Origin of the sequence: Georgenia sunbinii, from assembly GCF_036421875.1 — a bacterium.
GTDB lineage: Bacteria > Actinomycetota > Actinomycetes > Actinomycetales > Actinomycetaceae > Georgenia_B > Georgenia_B sunbinii.
The window spans coordinates 79061-97933 of sequence record NZ_JAZGOL010000007.1 but is presented as its reverse complement, the minus strand read 5'-3'; the positions used below and the strand labels follow the sequence as shown (position 1 = coordinate 97933).

The 18873-nt window shown below is 69.9% G+C and carries 13 protein-coding genes and 1 pseudogene; 11 read left to right on the top strand and 3 right to left on the bottom strand.

Annotation, left to right across the window (positions count from 1 at the left end):
• Positions 1-113: 113 nt before the first annotated feature.
• A pseudogene (locus V2J52_RS15410) lies at positions 114-1449 on the bottom strand (ROK family transcriptional regulator).
• A gap of 237 nt (positions 1450-1686) precedes the next feature.
• Between V2J52_RS15410 and V2J52_RS15405 the strand changes: the two are divergent.
• The 8 genes from V2J52_RS15405 to V2J52_RS15370 all read left to right on the top strand — a co-directional run bounded on the left by V2J52_RS15405 (position 1687) and on the right by V2J52_RS15370 (position 11860).
• Positions 1687-3204: a sugar ABC transporter ATP-binding protein gene (locus V2J52_RS15405; RefSeq protein WP_331228618.1), complete on the top strand. Its 1518-nt coding sequence runs from the start codon at positions 1687-1689 to the stop codon at positions 3202-3204.
• Positions 3201-4277 (top strand): ABC transporter permease, encoded by a 1077-nt coding sequence (locus tag V2J52_RS15400; RefSeq protein ID WP_331228617.1) that lies wholly within the window; start codon positions 3201-3203, stop codon positions 4275-4277. The genes V2J52_RS15405 and V2J52_RS15400 overlap by 4 nt, the downstream gene beginning before the upstream one ends.
• Before the next feature lie 98 nt (positions 4278-4375).
• Positions 4376-5449 (top strand): substrate-binding domain-containing protein, encoded by a 1074-nt coding sequence (locus tag V2J52_RS15395; protein WP_331228616.1) that lies wholly within the window; start codon positions 4376-4378, stop codon positions 5447-5449.
• Between the two features lie 81 nt (positions 5450-5530).
• A complete protein-coding gene (locus tag V2J52_RS15390; RefSeq protein WP_331228615.1) occupies positions 5531-6742 on the top strand; it encodes a Gfo/Idh/MocA family protein in 1212 nt (403 codons plus the stop codon).
• Positions 6743-6789: 47 nt separating this feature from the next.
• Positions 6790-7794, top strand: coding sequence for a sugar phosphate isomerase/epimerase family protein (locus V2J52_RS15385; RefSeq protein WP_331228614.1), 1005 nt, complete (start codon positions 6790-6792; stop codon positions 7792-7794).
• Between the two features lie 191 nt (positions 7795-7985).
• On the top strand, positions 7986-9188 hold the full coding sequence (locus V2J52_RS15380) for a CAP domain-containing protein (protein ID WP_331228613.1): 1203 nt from the start codon (positions 7986-7988) through the stop codon (positions 9186-9188).
• 96 nt (positions 9189-9284) lie between these two features.
• Positions 9285-10448 carry a glycosyltransferase family 4 protein gene (locus V2J52_RS15375; RefSeq protein WP_331228612.1) on the top strand — a complete coding sequence of 388 codons (1164 nt, stop codon included), beginning with the start codon at positions 9285-9287 and terminating at the stop codon, positions 10446-10448.
• Positions 10445-11860, top strand: coding sequence for a glycosyltransferase (locus V2J52_RS15370; protein ID WP_331228611.1), 1416 nt, complete (start codon positions 10445-10447; stop codon positions 11858-11860). Before V2J52_RS15375 ends, V2J52_RS15370 begins: the two co-directional genes overlap by 4 nt.
• A 28-nt stretch (positions 11861-11888) precedes the next feature.
• Here V2J52_RS15370 and V2J52_RS15365 read toward each other — a convergent pair whose 3' ends face one another.
• Together V2J52_RS15365 and V2J52_RS15360 are read right to left on the bottom strand one after the other, a co-directional pair.
• The gene (locus V2J52_RS15365; RefSeq protein ID WP_331228610.1) at positions 11889-13046 is read right to left on the bottom strand and encodes a glycosyltransferase family protein; all 1158 of its coding nucleotides are present in this window, start codon (positions 13044-13046) and stop codon (positions 11889-11891) included.
• A 67-nt stretch (positions 13047-13113) separates the two neighbouring features.
• On the bottom strand, positions 13114-14286 hold the full coding sequence (locus tag V2J52_RS15360) for a glycosyltransferase (protein ID WP_331228609.1): 1173 nt from the start codon (positions 14284-14286) through the stop codon (positions 13114-13116).
• 153 nt (positions 14287-14439) lie between these two features.
• Here V2J52_RS15360 and wecB point away from each other — a divergent pair, with 153 nt between their 5' ends.
• From wecB to V2J52_RS15345, 3 genes are all read left to right on the top strand, one after another.
• Positions 14440-15510, top strand: a complete 1071-nt coding sequence (gene wecB / locus V2J52_RS15355; RefSeq protein WP_331228608.1) for a non-hydrolyzing UDP-N-acetylglucosamine 2-epimerase — start codon at positions 14440-14442, stop codon at positions 15508-15510.
• A gap of 180 nt (positions 15511-15690) precedes the next feature.
• Positions 15691-16842, top strand: a complete 1152-nt coding sequence (locus V2J52_RS15350) for a type 2 periplasmic-binding domain-containing protein (protein ID WP_331228607.1) — start codon at positions 15691-15693, stop codon at positions 16840-16842.
• A gap of 196 nt (positions 16843-17038) precedes the next feature.
• Complete coding sequence (locus V2J52_RS15345) at positions 17039-18832, top strand: ABC transporter ATP-binding protein (RefSeq protein WP_331228606.1); 1794 nt, start codon at positions 17039-17041, stop codon at positions 18830-18832.
• Positions 18833-18873 lie beyond the last annotated feature (41 nt).

Sequence of the window (18873 nt, the reverse complement as noted above, 5' to 3'; positions counted from 1 at the left end):
GCCAACCGGCTGCGGGCCCCACGCCGCACCACGGGACGCCGCGTCCTGCGACGATCGAACCGGAACGACAACGGGTCCGCAGCCACTGGCTGCGGACCCGTTGTGTGTCGTTCTCAGTGCGTGGTGAGCAGCTCGTCGATCGCGACGGCCGAGAGGACCTGCTGGGAGACCATCTGCGAGGCGCCGAGGATGCCGGCACGCCCGGCGGTCTGTGAGGCCACGATCCGCAGGTGCTGCGTGGCCAGCGGCAGCGAACGGCTGTAGACCACCTCTCGGATACCGGCGAGCAGGTGCTCACCGACCTCCGAGACGATGCCGCCGATGACGATCACCGACGGGTTGAGCAGGTTCACGCAGCCGGCGACGACGTCGCCGATGTCCCGGCCGGACTGCCGGACGGTCTGCATCGCGGTGGTGTCACCGGCCCGCACGAAGTCGACGATCTGCGCGGTCCGCTCGATGTCGTAACCCTGGTTGCGGAGCGTCTCGACGACGGCGTGCCCGCTCGCCAAGGCCTCCAGGCAGCCGAGGTTGCCGCAGCGGCACGGCGTCTGACGGCCACGGGGCACCGCGATGTGCCCGAGGTCGCCGGCCGCGCCCTGGGCGCCGCGCCGCAGCTTGCCGTCGGAGATGATCCCCGCGCCGATCCCGGTGGCGACCTTGACGAAGATGAGGTTCGCGACGTCCGGCCAGCGGGCCCCGTGCTCGCCCAGCGCCATGATGTTGACGTCGTTGTCGACGAGGATCGGTGCCGGAATGGTGCGCTGGAGGTGCCGGGGGACGTCGAAGCCGTCCCACCCCGGCATGATCGGCGGGCTGATCGGCCGACCGAGGTCGTGCTCGACCGGGCCCGGGAGGCCGACCCCGACGCCGAGGACGTCGCTCAGTGGACGGCCGACGTCCTCGAGCATCGACATCAGGGCCGCGGCCACCGAGTCCAGGACCAGCTCGGGGCCGTCGCCGATGGCGATCTCCAACGATCGCTCGCTCACCACCGTCGAGGCGAGATCGGTNGTCCTCGAGCATCGACATCAGGGCCGCGGCCACCGAGTCCAGGACCAGCTCGGGGCCGTCGCCGATGGCGATCTCCAACGATCGCTCGCTCACCACCGTCGAGGCGAGATCGGTGATCGCCAACCGGCAGTGGCTCACCCCGAGGTCGGCGACGAGGATCACGCGCGCACCCGGGTTGAAGGCGAAGGTCGCCGGTGGCCGGCCACCGGTGGACGATGCCTCGCCGGCCGGCACGATGAGGCCTGCGGTGAGCAGCTCATCGACGCGGGCAGCGACCGTGGGGCGGGCGAAGCCGGTGGCGTTGGCGATATCGGCGCGGGTGCGTGGCCGGCCGTCACGGACGAGCTGGAAGAGCGTTCCCGCCGAGCGCGGGTCCGTCTCGCGCCGCCGCTGCACGCCGTCGTGGGGGGCAAGCTCGGGTAGGACTCTAGACATAGACGAAGTAAACCACCCCTCCTTCGATAGGTCACGTTCACGTAACCATCCATGTCTGGAGCAACTTTTGGTTGACGCATGCCATAACTGCTGCCTAGCATGACCGGCACAGCCACGACGGCCCGCGGCGCTCCCATCAAGCGCCCGGCGGTCTGGGTTGGTGTCCGCCCAAAGCACGGTAGAGTCGGACTGCAATTAGAGTTGACATACAACAAAACCGGAACGTAGGTTGTGGTTATGGTCAGAGAAGACCCCTCGGCGCCTCTGCTGCGCGTCGTGGACATCGTCAAGCATTTCCCGGGCGCCAAGGCCCTTGACGGCGTGGACTTCGACGTCCGCGCCGGCGAGGTGCACTGCCTCCTCGGGCAGAACGGCGCGGGCAAGTCCACGCTCATCAAGGTCCTCGCCGGAGCCCACCAGCCCAACAGCGGTGAGATCCAGTGGGAGGGCAATGTGGTGACGATCGACTCGCCCACCGCCGCCCTCGAGCTGGGCATCGCCACGATGTACCAGGAGCTCGACGTCGTCGATGGACTGACCGTTGCGGAGAACATCTACCTCGGGCACGAGCTGTCGCGCGGTGGCGTGCTGCGGTACGGCGAGGTCATGTCCCGTACCCGCGACATCCTCCGCCGGCTCGGACACCCGGAGATCCACCCTGGACGTGAGGTCGGCCGGCTCTCGGCCGCGGGCAAGCAGGTGGTCTCGATGGCCAGGGCGCTGTCCCACGACGCCAAGGTGATCGTGATGGACGAGCCGTCCGCGGTCCTCGACCCCGAGGAGGTCGACAACCTCTTCCGCGTGGTGGAGTCGCTCACCGCCGAGGGCGTCTCCATCATCTACATCTCCCACCGTCTGGAGGAGATCCGTCGCATCGGCGACCGGATCACCGTCCTCAAGGACGGCCGTACCGTCTCCTCGGGCCTGAGCGTGGCGGACACCTCCACGGCCGATCTCATCGAGCTGATGACCGGGCGGCGGATCGAGAGCGACTTCGGTGGCGCCGGCGTCGAGGAGTTCGGTGACGTGCTGCTCGAGGTGAAGGACCTCGCCCTCGAGGGCGTCTTCACCGGCGTCAACTTCGACGTCCACGCCGGGGAGGTCGTCGGCCTCGCCGGGCTCGTCGGCGCCGGGCGCTCCGAGATCGTCGAGACGGTTTACGGCGCACGACGCTCGTCGGCGGGCACCGTCAAGGTCAAGGGGAAGCGGCTGCGGCCCGGATCTGTCGTCAGTGCCGTCTCCCACGGCATCGGGCTGGCGCCCGAGGAGCGCAAGAGCCAAGGGCTGCTGCTCGACGAACCGATCTACCGCAACATCACGCTCTCCACCTTCGCCCGCTTCGCGCGCGGCGGCTTCCTTGACGAGCGCGCCGAGCGCAAGGTCGCCCGTGAGCAGATCGCCGCGCTCCACCTCGCGCCGGCTGATCCCAACCGCAACATCCGTACCCTCTCGGGCGGTAACCAGCAGAAGGCGATGCTCGCCCGCTGGCTGGTCCACGGCTGCGACATCCTCCTCCTCGACGAGCCCACCCGGGGCGTCGACGTCGGAGCCCGCGCCGAAATCTATGGCCTCATCCGCGAACTCGCCCGCCAGGGCGCCGCCGTCGTCGTCGTCTCCAGCGAGATCGAGGAGGTGCTCGGTCTCGCGGACCGTGTCCTCGTCATCGCCGACGGCGCCGTGGTCCACCAGGGACCTGCGGACCAGATAGACGAGCACGGCGTGCTCGACCTCGTCATGGAAGGAACTCACGCATGAGTGAGAAGAAGGCGTCCGGTACCTCCGCCGGCGCAGCCAGCTCCCCGGCGCTGCCGGCGAACGGCACCGAACTCGGGTCCGGGGGAGGCTCGACGTCGGGCGCCCCCGGCCTGCAGGGGCTGCGGGGCACGGGCCTGGCCCGGAACCTGGGTCTCATCATCGCGCTCGTCGTCCTGTGCGTCGCAGGCGTGGTCACAGCGGGCGGGAGCTTCCTGAGCTCGGCGAACATCATGGTCATCCTCAGCCAGGCGGCCACGGTCGGCATCATGGCCATCGGGATGACCTTCATCATCACCGCCGGCGGGATCGACCTGTCCGTCGGATCGGTCCTGGGCCTGGCCACCGTCTGGGCAACCACGCTCGCCACCCAGAACCTGGCCGAGGACACCCACTGGCTCCTGATCGCGGTCACCGCGGTGGTCGTCGGCGCGGCTGCCGGTCTGCTCAACGGCATCATCATCGCCTACGGCCGGGTGGTCTCCTTCATCGCCACCCTCGCCATGCTCGTCGGTGCTCGCGGCCTGGCGGAGATCATCTCCGATCGGCAGACGCAGCTTCTCGACTCCCAGTCCTTCCTCAGCGCCTTGCGCGGCGACATCCTCGGTGTGCCGGTGATCGTGTGGATGTTCGTCGTCGTGGCCGTGCTCGGCTGGATCCTGTTCAACCGCACCACCTTCGGTCGCCGCACCATCGCCGTCGGCGGTAACCCCGAGGCCGCCCGGCTGGCCGGCATCAAGGTGCAGCGCCACATGATGTACGTCTTCACGCTGGGAGGCACGGCGGTCGGTATCGCGGCCATCACGATGCTGGCTCGCACCCGGTCCGGGTCCTCCACCAACGGCATGCTCTACGAGCTGGACGTCATCGCGGCGGTCGTCGTCGGTGGCACGCTGCTCATCGGCGGTCGCGGGACGATCGTGGGCACCGTGCTGGGTGTGCTCATCTTCTCCACGCTCACCAACCTGTTCATCCAGAACAACCTCTCCACCTCGGCGCAGTCGCTGGCCAAGGGCGCGATCATCGTGATCGCCGTCCTCCTCCAGCAGCGCTTCGCCAGCCGTGGCTCAAGCTAGCCACGCTGCCCGGCGCTCCGGCGCCCTCATCTTTCCCCTCCCGGCGACTCGTCGCCTCCTCAGATCCGATTTACCCCTCACCCAAGGAGACACCCCCCATGTCCGCATCAACGAAGCTGCGCCGCCGCGTCACCGCGTCCGTCGCCGTCTTTGCCTCCGCAGCACTGCTCGCTGCCTGCACCTCCAACACCGAGGAGCCGGACGACAGCGACAACGGCAACGGCAACGGCAACGGTGAGGCCACCGAGCCCGCGGCCGGCGGCAATGACGAGGTCGGCGAGACCGTCACCATCGGCCTCTCCGCACCCGCACCCGACCACGGCTGGCTCGGCGCGATGAGCCGGCAGGCCCAGGACACCGCCGCCGAGTACGACGACATCGACCTGCAGGTCGCGGAGGGCACGAACGACGTCGGCCTGCAGATCACCCAGATGCAGACCTTCATCAACGACGGCGTGGACGCCATCGTCATCGTGCCCTCGGACGGGGCCGCGCTGACCGGTGCCGCGCTCGAGGCGATGGAGGCCGGCATCCCGGTCATCAACGTCGACCGCGAGTTCTCCGACCCGAACGCCGCCCGTGTCACCGTCCTCGGTGACAACTACGGCATGGGGATCAGTGCCGGCGAGTACATCTGCGAGCGTCTGGGCGACAACCCCGACGCCGTCATCGCCGAGATCGCCGGCATCGACAGCCTGCCCCTCACCCAGGACCGCAGCCAGGGCTTCGCTGACGGGCTCGCCGAGTGCGGCCTCGAGGTCTCCAACCGCGTTGCTGCTGACTTCACCGTCCAGGGCGGCGAGTCCACCACCTCGAACCTGCTGCAGGCCGCGCCGCAGATCGACGCCATCTGGAACCACGACGACGACCAGGGCATCGGCGTCCTCTCCGCCATCGAGGCCGCCGGCCGCGACGAGTTCTTCCTCGTCGGTGGCGCCGGCTCGCTCAACATGATGGAGCTCATCCAGGCCGAGGACTCGGTCGTCGAGGCCACCGTCGTCTACCCGTCCACCCAGGCCGCTGACGGCGTGCTCCTCGCCCGTCTCCTCGCGCAGGGCAAGGGCATGTCCGACCTCGTCGAGAACGAGGTCCCGCGCCTCGTCCAGCTCTACGCGCCCGTCGTGACCGCGGAGAACGTCGACCAGTACATCGACTCGGCCTTCGAGTCCTGAGCCACGAGCGGTGCCCCCCCCCCCCCCCCCCCCCCCCCCGCGCCGGTTTCAGCCGGCCACATCCTGTAAGGAGCAGTACAGATGAGTGAGGACGGACGGCGACTCGGTGTTGCCCTGATCGGTTACGCCTTCATGGGGCGTGCCCACTCCCAAGCCTGGCGGGTAGCCCCGCGATTCTTCGACCTCCCGCTCGACCCGCACATGGCGGTGCTCGTGGGCCGGAACGAGGAGAATGCGACCGCCGCGGCCCGCCAGCTCGGCTGGGACTCGGTGGAGACCGACTGGCGCCGGGCGATCGAGCGCGACGACGTCGACGTCGTCGACATCTGCACCCCCGGTGACACCCACGCCGAGATCGCCGAGGCCGCGCTGCGTGCCGGTAAGCACGTGCTGGTCGAGAAGCCGATGGCCAACACGGTCGCCGAGGCCGAGACCATGGCGAGGGTTGCCGCGCAGGCACGGGCGCAGGGCGTGAGGTCGATGGTCGGCTTCACCTACCGCCGGGTGCCGGCCATCAAGCTCGCCCGCGACCTCGTCGCGGAGGGGCGCATCGGTGAGGTCCGCCAGGTGCGCGCGCAGTACCTGCAGGACTGGCTCGCCGACGAGAACGCGCCGCTGTCGTGGCGCCTCGACAAGGAGCGTGCCGGTTCCGGCGCGCTCGGCGACATTGGTGCCCACATCGTCGACCTCACCCAGTTCATCACCGGGCAGCGGTTCGCCGGCGTGTCCGGCATGCTCGAAACCTTTGTCCGGGAGCGGCCCGTCGCGGAGAGCTTCAGCGGGCTGCGCGGCACCGGCGGCACCGAGCGAGGCCCGGTGACCGTGGACGACACCGCGCTGTTCACCGCCCGGCTCGCCAGCGGCGCCCCCGCCATCCTCGAAGCCACCCGGGTCGCCTGGGGGCGCAAGAACGCGCTGCGGATCGAGATCAGTGGCTCCACCGGTTCGATCGCCTTCGACTTCGAGGACATGAACGTCCTGGAGCTCTACGACGCCGCCGACGAGGGCCGCACCGCCGGCTTCCGCCGGATCATCGTGACCGAGCCCGACCACCCCTACCTCGAGGCCTGGTGGCCCCCCGGTCACGGGCTGGGCTACGAGCACGGCTTCGTCCACCAGGTTGTCGACCTGGTCGGCGCGATCGCCAGGTCCGAGGACCCGACACCGTCCTTCGAGGACGGTCTGCACGTCCAGCACGTGCTGGACGCCGTCGAGAAGTCCCACGAGGCCGACGGCACCTTCACCACGGTGCCGACGGCGGCGACGGACGACCGGGCGGCGCAGAGCAACTAGGTAGCCCCGGGGCCGCCTGGCCCCTTGATGAGAGGAAGCAGCTGGACATGGCACGACCGATCACGCTCTTCACCGGCCAGTGGGCCGACCTGCCCTTCGAGGAGGTGGCCCGGCTCGCTGGCGAGTGGGGCTACGACGGCCTCGAGATCGCCTCCTGGGGCGACCACCTCGATCCGTGGCGTGCCGCGGAGGACGACGCCTACGTCAAGAACCGCCTCGACATCCTCGAGAAGAATGGGTTGAAGGTCTACGCGATCTCCAACCACCTCAAGGGCCAGGCGGTCTGCGACGACCCGATCGACCAGCGGCACCGCGACATCCTGCCGGACCGGATCTGGGGCGACGGCGACGCGGAGGGCGTGCGCCAGCGCGCCGCCGAGGAGCTGAAGATGACCGCCCGCGCGGCGGCCCGTCTCGGCGTCAAGACCGTCACCGGCTTCACCGGCAGCGCGATCTGGAAGTACGTGGCGATGTTCCCGCCGGTCTCCGAGGAGCTCATCGAGGCGGGCTACCGGGACTTCGCGGACCGCTGGAACCCGATCCTCGACGTGTTCGACGAGGAGGGTGTGCGGTTCGCCCTCGAGCCCCACCCCTCGGAGATCGCGTACGACTACTGGACCACGCAGCGCACGCTGGAGGCGATCGGTCACCGCGACGCGTTCGGTCTCAACTGGGACCCGTCGCACTTCACCTGGCAGGACCTCGACCCGGTCGGCTTCCTGTGGGACTTCCGCGACAAGATCTTCCACGTCCACTGCAAGGACTCCAAGCGGCGCCTGGTCAACGGCCGTAACGGCCGGCTCGGCTCGCACCTGCCGTGGGCAGACCCGCGCCGCGGCTGGGACTTCATCTCCACCGGTCACGGCGACGTGCCGTGGGAGGACGCCATCCGGATGCTCAACCACATCGGCTATGAGGGTCCGCTCTCGGTCGAGTGGGAGGACGCCGGGATGGACCGCCTCGTCGGCGCCCCGGAGGCGCTGGAGTTCGTCAAGAAGCTCTCCTTCAAGCCGTCCGACGCCGCCTTCGACGCCGCCTTCTCCACCCGCTGACCCCCCACCCCCGTCGCTGACAGCAGACTTGTCCGCGAGAGCAGACTTGTCCACGGTGGGTTAGCACACCGAGACGCATCTCTCCGCCAACCAGGGCGGAGAGGTGCGTCTCGTTCTGTTGCCAGGCCGTGACCGTTCCGTAACATCTGACGTGGGTGCCGCGGACGGGCCGCGGCGGAAACGGGGGACTCATGGCGAAGCGTCACCAAGCTGTACTGGCGACCGGGATCACACTGGCACTGCTGACGGCGGCGGCGCCGGCGTCAGCCAAGGGCGGTGAGGTCGAGGGGCCGGGGCAGCAGTACCACCTGACCAACGGGTGGACCGGGGTGACGCACCAGTCCGTCAGCTACGGGCGCGACGACGACCGCGTGTACGTCGGCGACTGGAACGGCAGCGGCGCCGACACCCTCGCGGTGCGCCGTGGGGCGACCTACCACGTGAAGAACGACCTCTCCGGCGGTGGCGCTGACCAGGTCATCACGTACGGCCGGGACGGCGACACGGTGCTCATGGGCGACTGGGACGGCGACGGCGTCGACACCCCGGCGGTCCGCCGCGGCGACAGCTACCACCTGAAGAACAGCCTCTCGGGCGGCCCGGCCGACGCCGTCATCACCTACGGCCGTGCGGACGACGTCGTCATCGTCGGCGACTGGGACGGCGACGGTGTCGACACCCTCGGGGTCCGGCGCGGCAGCGTGTACCACCTGAAGAACGTCATCGCCGGTGGCGACGCCGACGCCGTCGTCGACTACGGCCGCGCCGACGACGTCGTGCTCGTCGGTGACTGGGACGGCCGCCGCGGTGACACGCTGGGTGTCCGTCGAGGGGACACCTTCCTCGTGAAGAACACCATCGCCGGCGGCGACGCCGACACCGTGATGCGCTACGGCCGGGCGGCGGACGCGGCGCTCGTCGGTGACTGGGACGGCAACGGCACCGACACCATCGGCGTGCGCAGCACCGACAGGAGGCCCACCGAGGCACCGGTGAGCGGGATGGCCGAGTACGACGCCCGGATGGTCGAGCTCATCAACGCCGAGCGCGCGGCCGTCGGCGTCGCGCCGGTGCGGCACTGGCCGGCGCTGCGGGACGGCGCGCTGCGCCACTCGACGTGGATGGCGCAGCGGCAGGTCATCCAGCACGCAGACAGGGACACCATCCACGCCGACGTCCGGGCGGCGGGCTGCAACCCCGGCGGCGAGCACATCGTGCGCACCTTCCAGCGCGGCACCACCCCTGACCCGCGGGTGGCCATGGACTGGTACATGAACTCTGCCGTCCACCGCGCCGGCATCCTCAACCCGAGCAACACCCACGTGTCTGTCGGGACCGTCGAGGCCGGCGACATGATCTACAACACCCAGCGCTTCGCCCGCGCCTGCTCCTAGCCCACCCCACCGCCGACAGCAGACTTGTCGCCGAGAGCTGAGTTGTCCACCGCACCGATACGCTGACTCCGTCAGGTCATCGGGCGGGAGGCGGGTGTGGGGTTGCACGTCGTCGTCGTCACGCGCATCTTCGCCCCCGAGCCCGCCGCCGCCTCGCTGCGGCTCGCCTCGCTCGTCGAGACCCTCGCCGAACGGGGGCACCGGGTGACGGTACTGACGACGACGGCGCCGGAGCAGGACCGCTACCGGCCGCCCACCGGCGTCCGGGTCAAGCGTTGGCCGGTGCTGCGCGACGCCGACGGCTACGTCCGGGGCTACGTCCAGTACCTCAGCTTCGACCTCCCGCTGGCGCTGCGGCTGCTCCTCACCCGCCGTCCCGACGTCGTCGTCGTCGAGCCGCCGCCGACGACCGGCGTCGTCGCCGCCGTCTGGAGCCGGCTGCGCCGTGTCCCGATGGTCTACTACGCCGCTGACATCTGGTCCGACGCCGTGCGCACCGCCGGGATGCCAGGGATCGTCGAGCGCGTGCTGCGGGTGGTCGAGCGGCGGGTGCTGCGGTCGGGTGACGCCGTCCTCGCGACGTCGGCCGGCGTGGCCCGGCGGCTCACCGACCTGGGCGTCGGCGCCCGGGCGAGCGTCGTCGGCAACGGGATCGACGTCACGACCTTCAGCCCGACCGGGGTAGCGGAGCCCGCAGAACCGCCCTACCTCGTCTACACCGGGACGGCCTCGGAGGTGCACGGCGCCGACGTCTTCACGCGTGCGATGCCACAGGTCATCGAGCAACGGCCCGATGCGCGCCTGGTGTTCATCGGGCAGGGCAGCGACATCCCCAGGATGCGCGACGAGACGGGCGACTTCCCGCTGGGTGCGGTGACGTTCCTGCCGCGCGTGCCGCCCGAGCAGGTCGCCCGATGGCTGCGTGGCGCGCGCGCGTCGCTGGCCTCGGTGCTGCCGGGCCCCTACGCCTTCGCGTTCCCCTCGAAGGTGTACGCCGCGGCGGCGTGCGGAACTCCGGTGATCTTCGCGGGGGTCGGCCCGGCCCGAGAGCTGGTGGCCGACGGCGAGCTCGGCTGGGTGGTCGACCACGATGTCGACGCCGTTGCCCGCGCCATGCTCGCAGCGCTCGACGACGCCGACGGCGCGAGCAAGGGTGAGTCGAAGGAGCGTCACCGCCGTGCCCGGTGGGCCGCCGAGCACGTCTCAGCGAGGCAGGTCGCCGAGCGCGCGGTTGCCGCGATCGAGGCAGTGGCCCGGTGAGCGTCGCAGCAGGCCCGCTCGCCGGCCGCCGGGTCGCGATGCTCGTGTACAACGACGCGCACGCCGACGCGCGGGTGCTCAAGACCGCCCACTCGCTGCGCGAAGCAGGTGCCGAGGTGCGGATCCTCGCCGTCGCGCGTCTGCAGCAGGGCTCCCCCCCGACCACCGTGCTCCTGCCGAACGGCGTGAAGCTCGTACGCCTGCGCGAGCCCGCGTTCATCACCTACGTCCCTCGCCTGAAGCAAGCTGTGCAGCGCGCACGAGCCCGGCTGTCAGCGCAACGGCGTCAACCCCCCGCGGTCGCCCGCTCCGTTCCCGCCGTGCCCTCAGTTGCGAGCCGCTCGCCTCGGCCCGCGGTGCGAGGCGCCGTTGTCGCCAAGTTCCTCGACGGCGTGGACCGCGTCGCCCGCACCGCGATCCTCGTCCACTACTTGGCGTTGGCGGCGCGCGACGGACGCCGGTGGCTGCCCGACGTCGTCCACGCCAATGACGGCAACACACTCTTTCCCGGCTGGCTCATCGCCCGCCGCACCGGTGCGCGGCTCATCTACGACTCCCACGAGCTGTGGCGCCACCGCAACGTGACCAACCGTCCGGTGGGCAAGCATGTCGAGGCGCTCATCGAACGGTGGGCCATCCGTCGCGCCGATGGCGTCATCACGGTCTCGCCGTCGATCGCAGGCTGGCTGCAGCGCACCTACCGCCTCCGTGAGAGCCCGACCCTCGTCCGCAACATCCCGACCGCCGGCGAGCCCGTGGGGCCGCAGGACGGCCGGCTACGTCGGCTCGCCGGGCTCTCCTCGGAGGACCAGGTCATCGCCTACGGCGGGCGCATCACCTCAAGCCGCGGGCTCGAGGAAACCATCGCGGCACTGCGCCTGCTGCCCGAGCACGTGCACCTCGTCGTCCTCGGCTACGGCACCCCCGCCTACCTCGCGGTGCTGCGGGGGCTGGTCGACGGCGCCGGAGTCAGCGGCCGCGTCCACTTCGTCGGGAGGGTCGCGCCGCACGAGGTCGCCGGTGCGCTCGCCGATGCCGATCTGTCCGTCGTGTTCGTCCGACCCACCTACCTGTCCTACGAGTACTCGCTGCCGAACAAGCTCTTCGAGGCGATCCACGCCGGTATCCCCGTGGCCGCGGCCGACCTGCCCGACACGCGCGAGATCGTCGAGCGGTACGGAGTGGGCGAGATCTTCGGGCTCGTCCGCCCCGACGACGACGGTGAGGTGCCAGCCTCCGCCACCGAGGTCGAGGCCGCGGACATGGCGCGGACGATCACCGAGCTCTTGCACGACCCTGAGCCCTACCGGCAGGCGGCGCGCTCCGCTGCGACCGCGCTCACCTGGCAGCGTGAGGAGCAGGCGCTCCTCGGCCTCTACCATCGTGTGCTGGTGCAGCCGCGAGAGTCGTGATGCTCGTGCCGTCCACCTCAGCGGATGGTCAGCTGTCGAGGAGCGCCTCGACGGCATCCACCCACGGCTCGGAGAGCCGACCGGCGTCGAGCTCCTCAGCGGCTCGATGAGCCGCTGACTTGTAGGCGTCCACTGCGCCTGGCGTGAGCGCGCCCAACGTAGCGGCGACATCCTCGACGCCGAACCCGTCGGCGATGGCACCGAGGCCGTGGGCTCGCACCAGCCGGGCCATCTCCGGGGACGGCCCGATGACGAGGGCGAGCCGGGCCTGCACGTACTCGAAGACCTTGTTGGGAAGCGCCCAGTGGTTGTTGAAGCTCACCGGCGGCAGGACATGGATGCCCACGTCGTAGGTGTTCATCATGGGGACGAGCTCGGTGAAGCCGACCGGCTCTCGCACCCTGATGCCCGTCACAGCCTCGTCGCCCGCGCGCTCGGCGAGCTCGCGGATGTACCGCTCGTCACCAGCAACGAGATAGAGGTCGAGCTCGAAGCGACCGGGTGTGCGGGCGTTGACCTGCGCCACGGCGTCGATCATCACCTCGATCCGGCGGCCACGGCCGGCCGCGCCGGTGTGGACCAACCGGATCGGCGTCGCGGTCGGCGTCGTCTCGAGGTCGTCGCGGTACCGGGTGGCGTTGGGCACGACGTCCGCGTCGACGCCGAACTTCTTCTTGTACTCCTCGGCAATACCGTGCGCGACCGTGGTGACCGAGGCGGCCCGCGTGACGTACTTGCGAACGGCCCACCGCATGAGGGGGGCGATGGTGGCCTTCCACACGACGCCGTCTCCCTGCTGCGGGGAGTACTCATGAAGATCGGCATGGACTCCAGCGCGCGGCGCGAGCTCGACGGCCGCCGGCACGGCGAGGACATCGTTGGCGATGACAAGGTCGACAGGAGGGCGGCGTCTCACCTCGCGCAGGACCAACGCGATGCGTTCCGACCCGAAGTAGAGCCGGTGGTGACGCCGGGCAGCCAGGAGAGCGCCCAGCGCCACGGTGCTCCTGCGCCAGCGCGCCAGCCGTGCCGGCACCTCGATGTGGTCCGCCACACCAGCGGGTGCCGGTCCGAAGCCGCACGTGATGACCTCGTACCGCTCGGCGAAGATCTCCACCTGCCTCAGTACGCGCGGGTCTCTCCTCAGTTCCGAGAACGAGAGGATCAGCAGCCGGTGCCTGGTCATGTCATCATCCGTCCAGTGAGTGGTGGTCGATGCGGCGCGACGCACGCGGGGTCATTCGTGCGGACAATCACGAGCTCGTGGTCCCGCTTCGGTCCAGGGCCGAGATGGCGTCGAGCCACGGGGCCGAGAGCACCTCGGCCGAGAGAATTTCGGCAGCGGCATGGGACGCCGCCTTGTACGCCTCGACGTCGGCGGGAGCGAGGGCGTCGAGCACTCGGACGAGACCCGCCGCCTCGAACCCGTCGGTCACGACGCCGACGCCGTGCTCGCGGACGAGGGACGCCATGGCGGGAGACGGGCTCACGACGAGGGCGAGCCTGGCTTGGACGAACTCGAAGACCTTGTTCGGCAAGGCATGCTTGAGATTGATGGTGGTCGGGGGGCAGATGAACAGACCGACGTCGTAACGGTGCATCGTCGGCACGAGCTCGGTGAAGCTGACCGGCTCGCGCACCGCGACACCCGTCACTGCCGTGTCCCCCGCGCGCTCGGCGAGCTCGCGGATGTACCGGTCATCACCGGGGACGAGGTAGAGGTCGAGCTCGAAGCGACCGGGCGTGCGGGCGTTGACCCGGGCCACGGCGTCGATCATCACCTCGAGCCGCCGCACCCGGCCCGCGGCACCGGCATGGATGACCCTGATCGGTTCCGACGTCGGACGCGGCTCGAGGTCGTCGCGATATCGGGTGGCGTTCGGCACGACGTCCGCATCGACCCCGAACTGCTTGCGGTACTCCTCGGCGATCCCGGGACTCACCGTGGTGATCGACGCCACGCGAGAAAGCGACGTCCGGCACGCCCACTGCATGAACGGCTTCACACGTCGTACCCAGGTACCTGTCACTTCTTGACCCGGGGCGAACTCGTGCAGGTCGGCGTGGACACCACGCCGGGCGTGAAGCGCGAGAGCGAGAGGGACCGCCAGGACGTCATTGGCCAGGATGATGTCCACTCCTCCCCGCCGGGCTATCTCGCTCCGGACGAACCGAGTCCTCGCTGCGCCGAAGTACAGCCGGTGGTGCAGGCGCGCCTCGAGCATGAGAGCCACCGGCTTGAAGCTCGGACGCCAGCTCCGCAGCTCGTCAGGAACCTGGATGTGGTCGGCGACGCCAGCTGGTGAAGGGCCGAACCCACAGGTGATGACGTCGTAGTCGTCACGAAAGAGGCGGATCTGGCGCAGGACACGCGGGTCTCGCTCAACCACCGAGAACGAGAGCACGAGGAGGATGGTGCGCGCCACGCTCGTCCCTTCCACGTGCTGCTGAGACCCGGGGGTCCGGGTCGACGCACCATCCTATGAGCGCCGTCGCTCCGATACGGCATTCCCCGTGGTTGCTGGTTCGGTGTGGCACGGCTGAGCCGAGTCCGCAGCCCACATCAGTAGGGTGACCATGTGAAGGTCCTCAGCGTCGTCGGAGCGCGTCCCCAGTTCGTCAAGCTCTCACCCGTGGCCCGCGAGCTCGAGGCCGCCGGTGAAGAGCACGTGATCGTCCACACCGGACAGCACTACGACGCAGACCTGTCTGACGTCTTCTTCACCGACCTCGGCATCCGGCGACCTGACGTCAACCTCCGTGTCGGGTCCGGCTCCCACGCGGAGCAAACGGGTGCGATGCTCCCCGGGCTGGAGCGCGCCATGCTCGAGCACCGCCCCGACTGGGTCCTCGTCTACGGTGACACGAACTCGACCTTGGCCGCCGTCCTCGCGGCGGTGAAGATCCACCAGCCGGTGGCTCACCTCGAGGCGGGCCTGCGCTCGTTCAACCGGCGCATGCCCGAGGAGCACAACCGGGTCATGACCGACCACGCGGCCGACCTGCTGCTCGCCCCGACAGCCGTGGCTGTCGGGCACCTGCAGACTGAAGGACTGGGCGCGAGGACCATCCTGGTCGGCGATGTCATGACGGATGTCCTCTACCGCGTCCGGGACGCACTCGGTGCGGAGGACCAGGTGCCGTTGCCCGGTTCGGTCAGTGACGGCGACTACCTCGTCGCGACGATCCATCGAGCCGAGAACACTGACCACACCGACCGCCTCGCGACCATCATCGGTGCCCTCGCGGCGCAGTCTCGGCCGGTCCTCCTCCTCGCTCACCCCAGGTTGCGGGACCGAGCCGCCGCCGCCGGCATCGCCCTCGAGGCGGGGGCGATCACGGTTCTGCCGCCGCAGTCATACCCGCGACTGGTCGACCTCGTCGCTCGCTCGGCCGGCGTTGTCACGGATTCCGGCGGCCTGCAGAAGGAGGCATTCCTGCTCCGAGTCCCGTGCACGACCCTGCGTCACGAGACCGAATGGGTCGAGACGGTCGAGCTCGGCTGGAACGTGCTCGACGGCGAGCTCACCGACGTTGCCGCACACGCGTTTCGTCCCGCGCCGCCCGCGACCGACGCCGCGCCCTACGGCCATGGTGATGCGGCTGCCCGTGTCGTCCAGGCACTGGCCGACGCACCGCGGGTGCCGTAGCTCGGCTCCCGCCGTCCGCGCTACCGCAGACGCGAGCTTGACGCGCTATCCGGAGTCCTACGCCGATGTCGCCAGCCTCCAGCCGGGATTTATCAGCGTGAATCGCACTGTGAGCCCTGTCACACTGGCCGAGGCCGCAGGAGCTGTGGCTGATTCCAAGTGATAGGGGGGGATGCGGGTATGTCACCGACAATCCGCAACCATGCACGAACACGGGTGAGCCTGGCCGCGATCGCGGCCGTCGGGATGGCGACGGTCGCACTCGTCCCAGCCTCCGCCCAGGCACTGGAACCGCCGGGCCCGTCCGACGTCGAGACGGTAGAGATCCCCGACCGGCTCAATGTCTCGGAGGACCCCGAGCTCACCGTGAGAGCCACCGTCATCACCACGGGTGACGCCGTGGTGGAGAGAGTCGAGCTCGCCTCCGACCCTGCGGGCGACGACGACGGTAGCGTCTCCGTCGGCCCGGTGGAGATGGAGCCGGTGGAGGGGCCGGGCATCCCAGAGAACACCTACGAGGGCACGCTCGACTACTCCGAGCTGGAGGACCTGGGCCTCTGGGACGTCCATCTGCTGCTGCACCACGCAGGGGAGGACGAGCCCCAGATCCACCTGCTGGGCACCGTCGAGCTCTACCGGGAGAACGGTCGCACCGGCCAGTTCCACCTGAGCAACTCCTGGCGGGGGACCACTGACCTGGTCCTCGCCTACGGGAAGTTCGCTGACGAGGTGTTCATCGGTGACTGGGACGGCGACGGCCACGACACGATCGCCGTGCGCAAGGGCAACCAGTTCCACGTGTCCAACTCCTTCCGCGGTGGTGAGGCCGACTACGTGCTGACCTACGGCCGCCCGGGGGACGATATCCTCGTGGGTGACTGGGACGGCGACGGGCGGGACACCTTCACGGTGCGCCGCGGAGCCGAGTACCACGTGAAGAACCAGCTGATTCCCGGCTGGGCCGACGTCGTCTTCACCTACGGCCGTGCCGATGACGAGGTCCTCGTCGGTGACTGGAACGGTGACGCGAGCGACACCTTCACGGTGCGCCGGGGTGCGACCTTCCACGTGAACAACTCGCTGAGTGGTGGTGACGCGGACCTGGCCTTCGCCTACGGCCGCGAGGGGGACGTCACCCTGGCCGGCGACTGGAACGGTGATGGCGAGGACACCTTCACCATCCAGCGGGGCCGGACGTACTACGTGAACAACACTCTGCGTGGTGGGGACCCTGACGCCGTGCTGACCTTCGGCCACGAGGGAGACGAGGTCTACGTCGGTGACTGGGACGGCGACGGGATCGACACCCTCGGTGTCCGCCGGCCTCTCTGAGTCAGCGGACGTCGACCGGTAACGGTTGTGTGGGGCTCGTGCCAGCAGGCACGGGCCCCACGCCTCCGACAGGTCCTCCGACATTTACGGTCACACGCTGCCGGTGGACGGCGGCACCGTGCTCGGCGGACACACGACGAACATGGAGGGTCTCGAGTAGGGCACCGCTCACAGCCCGCACCGTATAGTCGCCAGCGTGAGGAACGTACTGAGCATCGTTCGCCCGCTGCTCAAGGTGCTCCCTGACGGCAGCCGGCGCTTCCTGCTCGTCTACGGGATCCTCACCGCGGCACTCGCGCTGCTCGACCTCGTCGCGCTGGGCCTCATCGCCACCCTGCTGCAGTCCGTGCTCAGCGACAGCACGGTGTCGCTACCACTCATCGGGGACCTCACCACCACGGGTGGGCAGGTCACCGCCCTGGTGACCGCATGCGTCCTCATCATCCTCAAGGGCGTGTTCGCCGTCGTCCTCCTGCGGATCGCGACCCGCCGATTCGCCCGCCACGAGGTGGCGATCGGGGACCGTCTCCTCGCGGCCTACCTGGCGTCCTCGTGGTCCGACCGGCTGTCGAAGAACACCTCCGAGCTCACCCGGATGGTCGACGTCGGTGTCGGCGTCACGGTGGCCGGGGTGCTCATCCCGACGATGACGCTCTTCGGCGAGGCCGGCACCCTGGTGGCGATCGTCGTCGCGCTGTTCGTGTTCGACCCGCTCATCGCGGCGGTGACCATCGTCTACCTCGCGCTCGTGGCACTGCTGCTCGCCGGGGTGATCTCACCGCGCGCGGTGGCCAGCGGCCGGGAGAACCGGAACTGGTCCCAGCGCACCGTGCGGGTCCTCTCCGAGGCGCTCGGCGCGCTCAAGGAGGTGACGCTCGCCGGCCGCACCGGGGACGTCCAGGACCGGGTCCACGTCACCCGTGGCCACTCGTCCCGGGCACGGGCTGAGGCGAACTTCCTCGGCCAGGTGCCGCGCTACGTGCTGGAGACGGCGCTCATCATCGGCTTCGCGCTCATCGCGGGGGTCGGATACCTCACCGGCGGGGCCGCGGGGGCCATCGCCGCCGTCGGAATGTTCGGCGTCGCCGGCTTCCGGCTCGTCCCCTCGCTCACCCGGATGCAAACCGTCCAGTCCACGGTGAACTCCAACGCCGCCTACACCCGGCAGGTGATCTCCGACATCAACGGCTCGGAGGCGGTGCTCGCCAAGCAGGCGGCCGAGCGGCCCCAGCACGAGCTCACCGCCGAGCACCCGGACATCGAGCTGCACGACGTCACCTTCGCCTACCCGGGTGCCGAGACCCCGGCGCTGGACCGGGTCAGCCTGCGGATCCCGGCCGGCGCGCACGTGGCCTTCGTCGGTGCCTCCGGGGCGGGCAAGTCCACCATGGTGGACATCCTTTTGGGCCTGCTCGAGCCGACGTCGGGCCACCTCGAGGTCGACGGCGAGCGGCTCGAGCTGGTGCTCGCGTCCTGGCGGCGGCGGATCGGCTACGTGCCGCAGGACGTCTCGCTGTTCGACGCCACCGTCGCGGAGAACGTCGCCCTCACCTGGGAGCGGCAGAAGGCCGACGACGCACGGGTGCGGCTGGCGCTCGAGCGCGCCCAGCTGCTCGAGACCATCGAGGCCCGCGAGGGCGGCATCGATGCCCGGATCGGGGAGCGCGGCGTGGCGCTGTCCGGCGGCCAGCGCCAGCGGCTGGGTATCGCCCGCGGCCTGTACAACGACCCGCGCGTGCTCGTCATGGACGAGGCCACCAGCGCGCTGGACACCACCACCGAGGCGGCGGTCACCCGTGCGATCCACGCGCTCCACGGGGACGTCACCGTCATCACAGTGGCGCACCGGCTGGCGACGATCCGCGAGTCCGACATCGTGTTCTTCCTGCGTGACGGCCGACTGGTGGCCCAGGGCAGCTTCGACGAGGTCGTCGCCCAGGTGCCGGACTTCGCCGAGCAGGCGGCGCTCGCGGGGCTCGGGCGCCGGTAGCCGCGGGGCGTGCAGTTGCCGCGGCACTGCGCTCGTGCCAG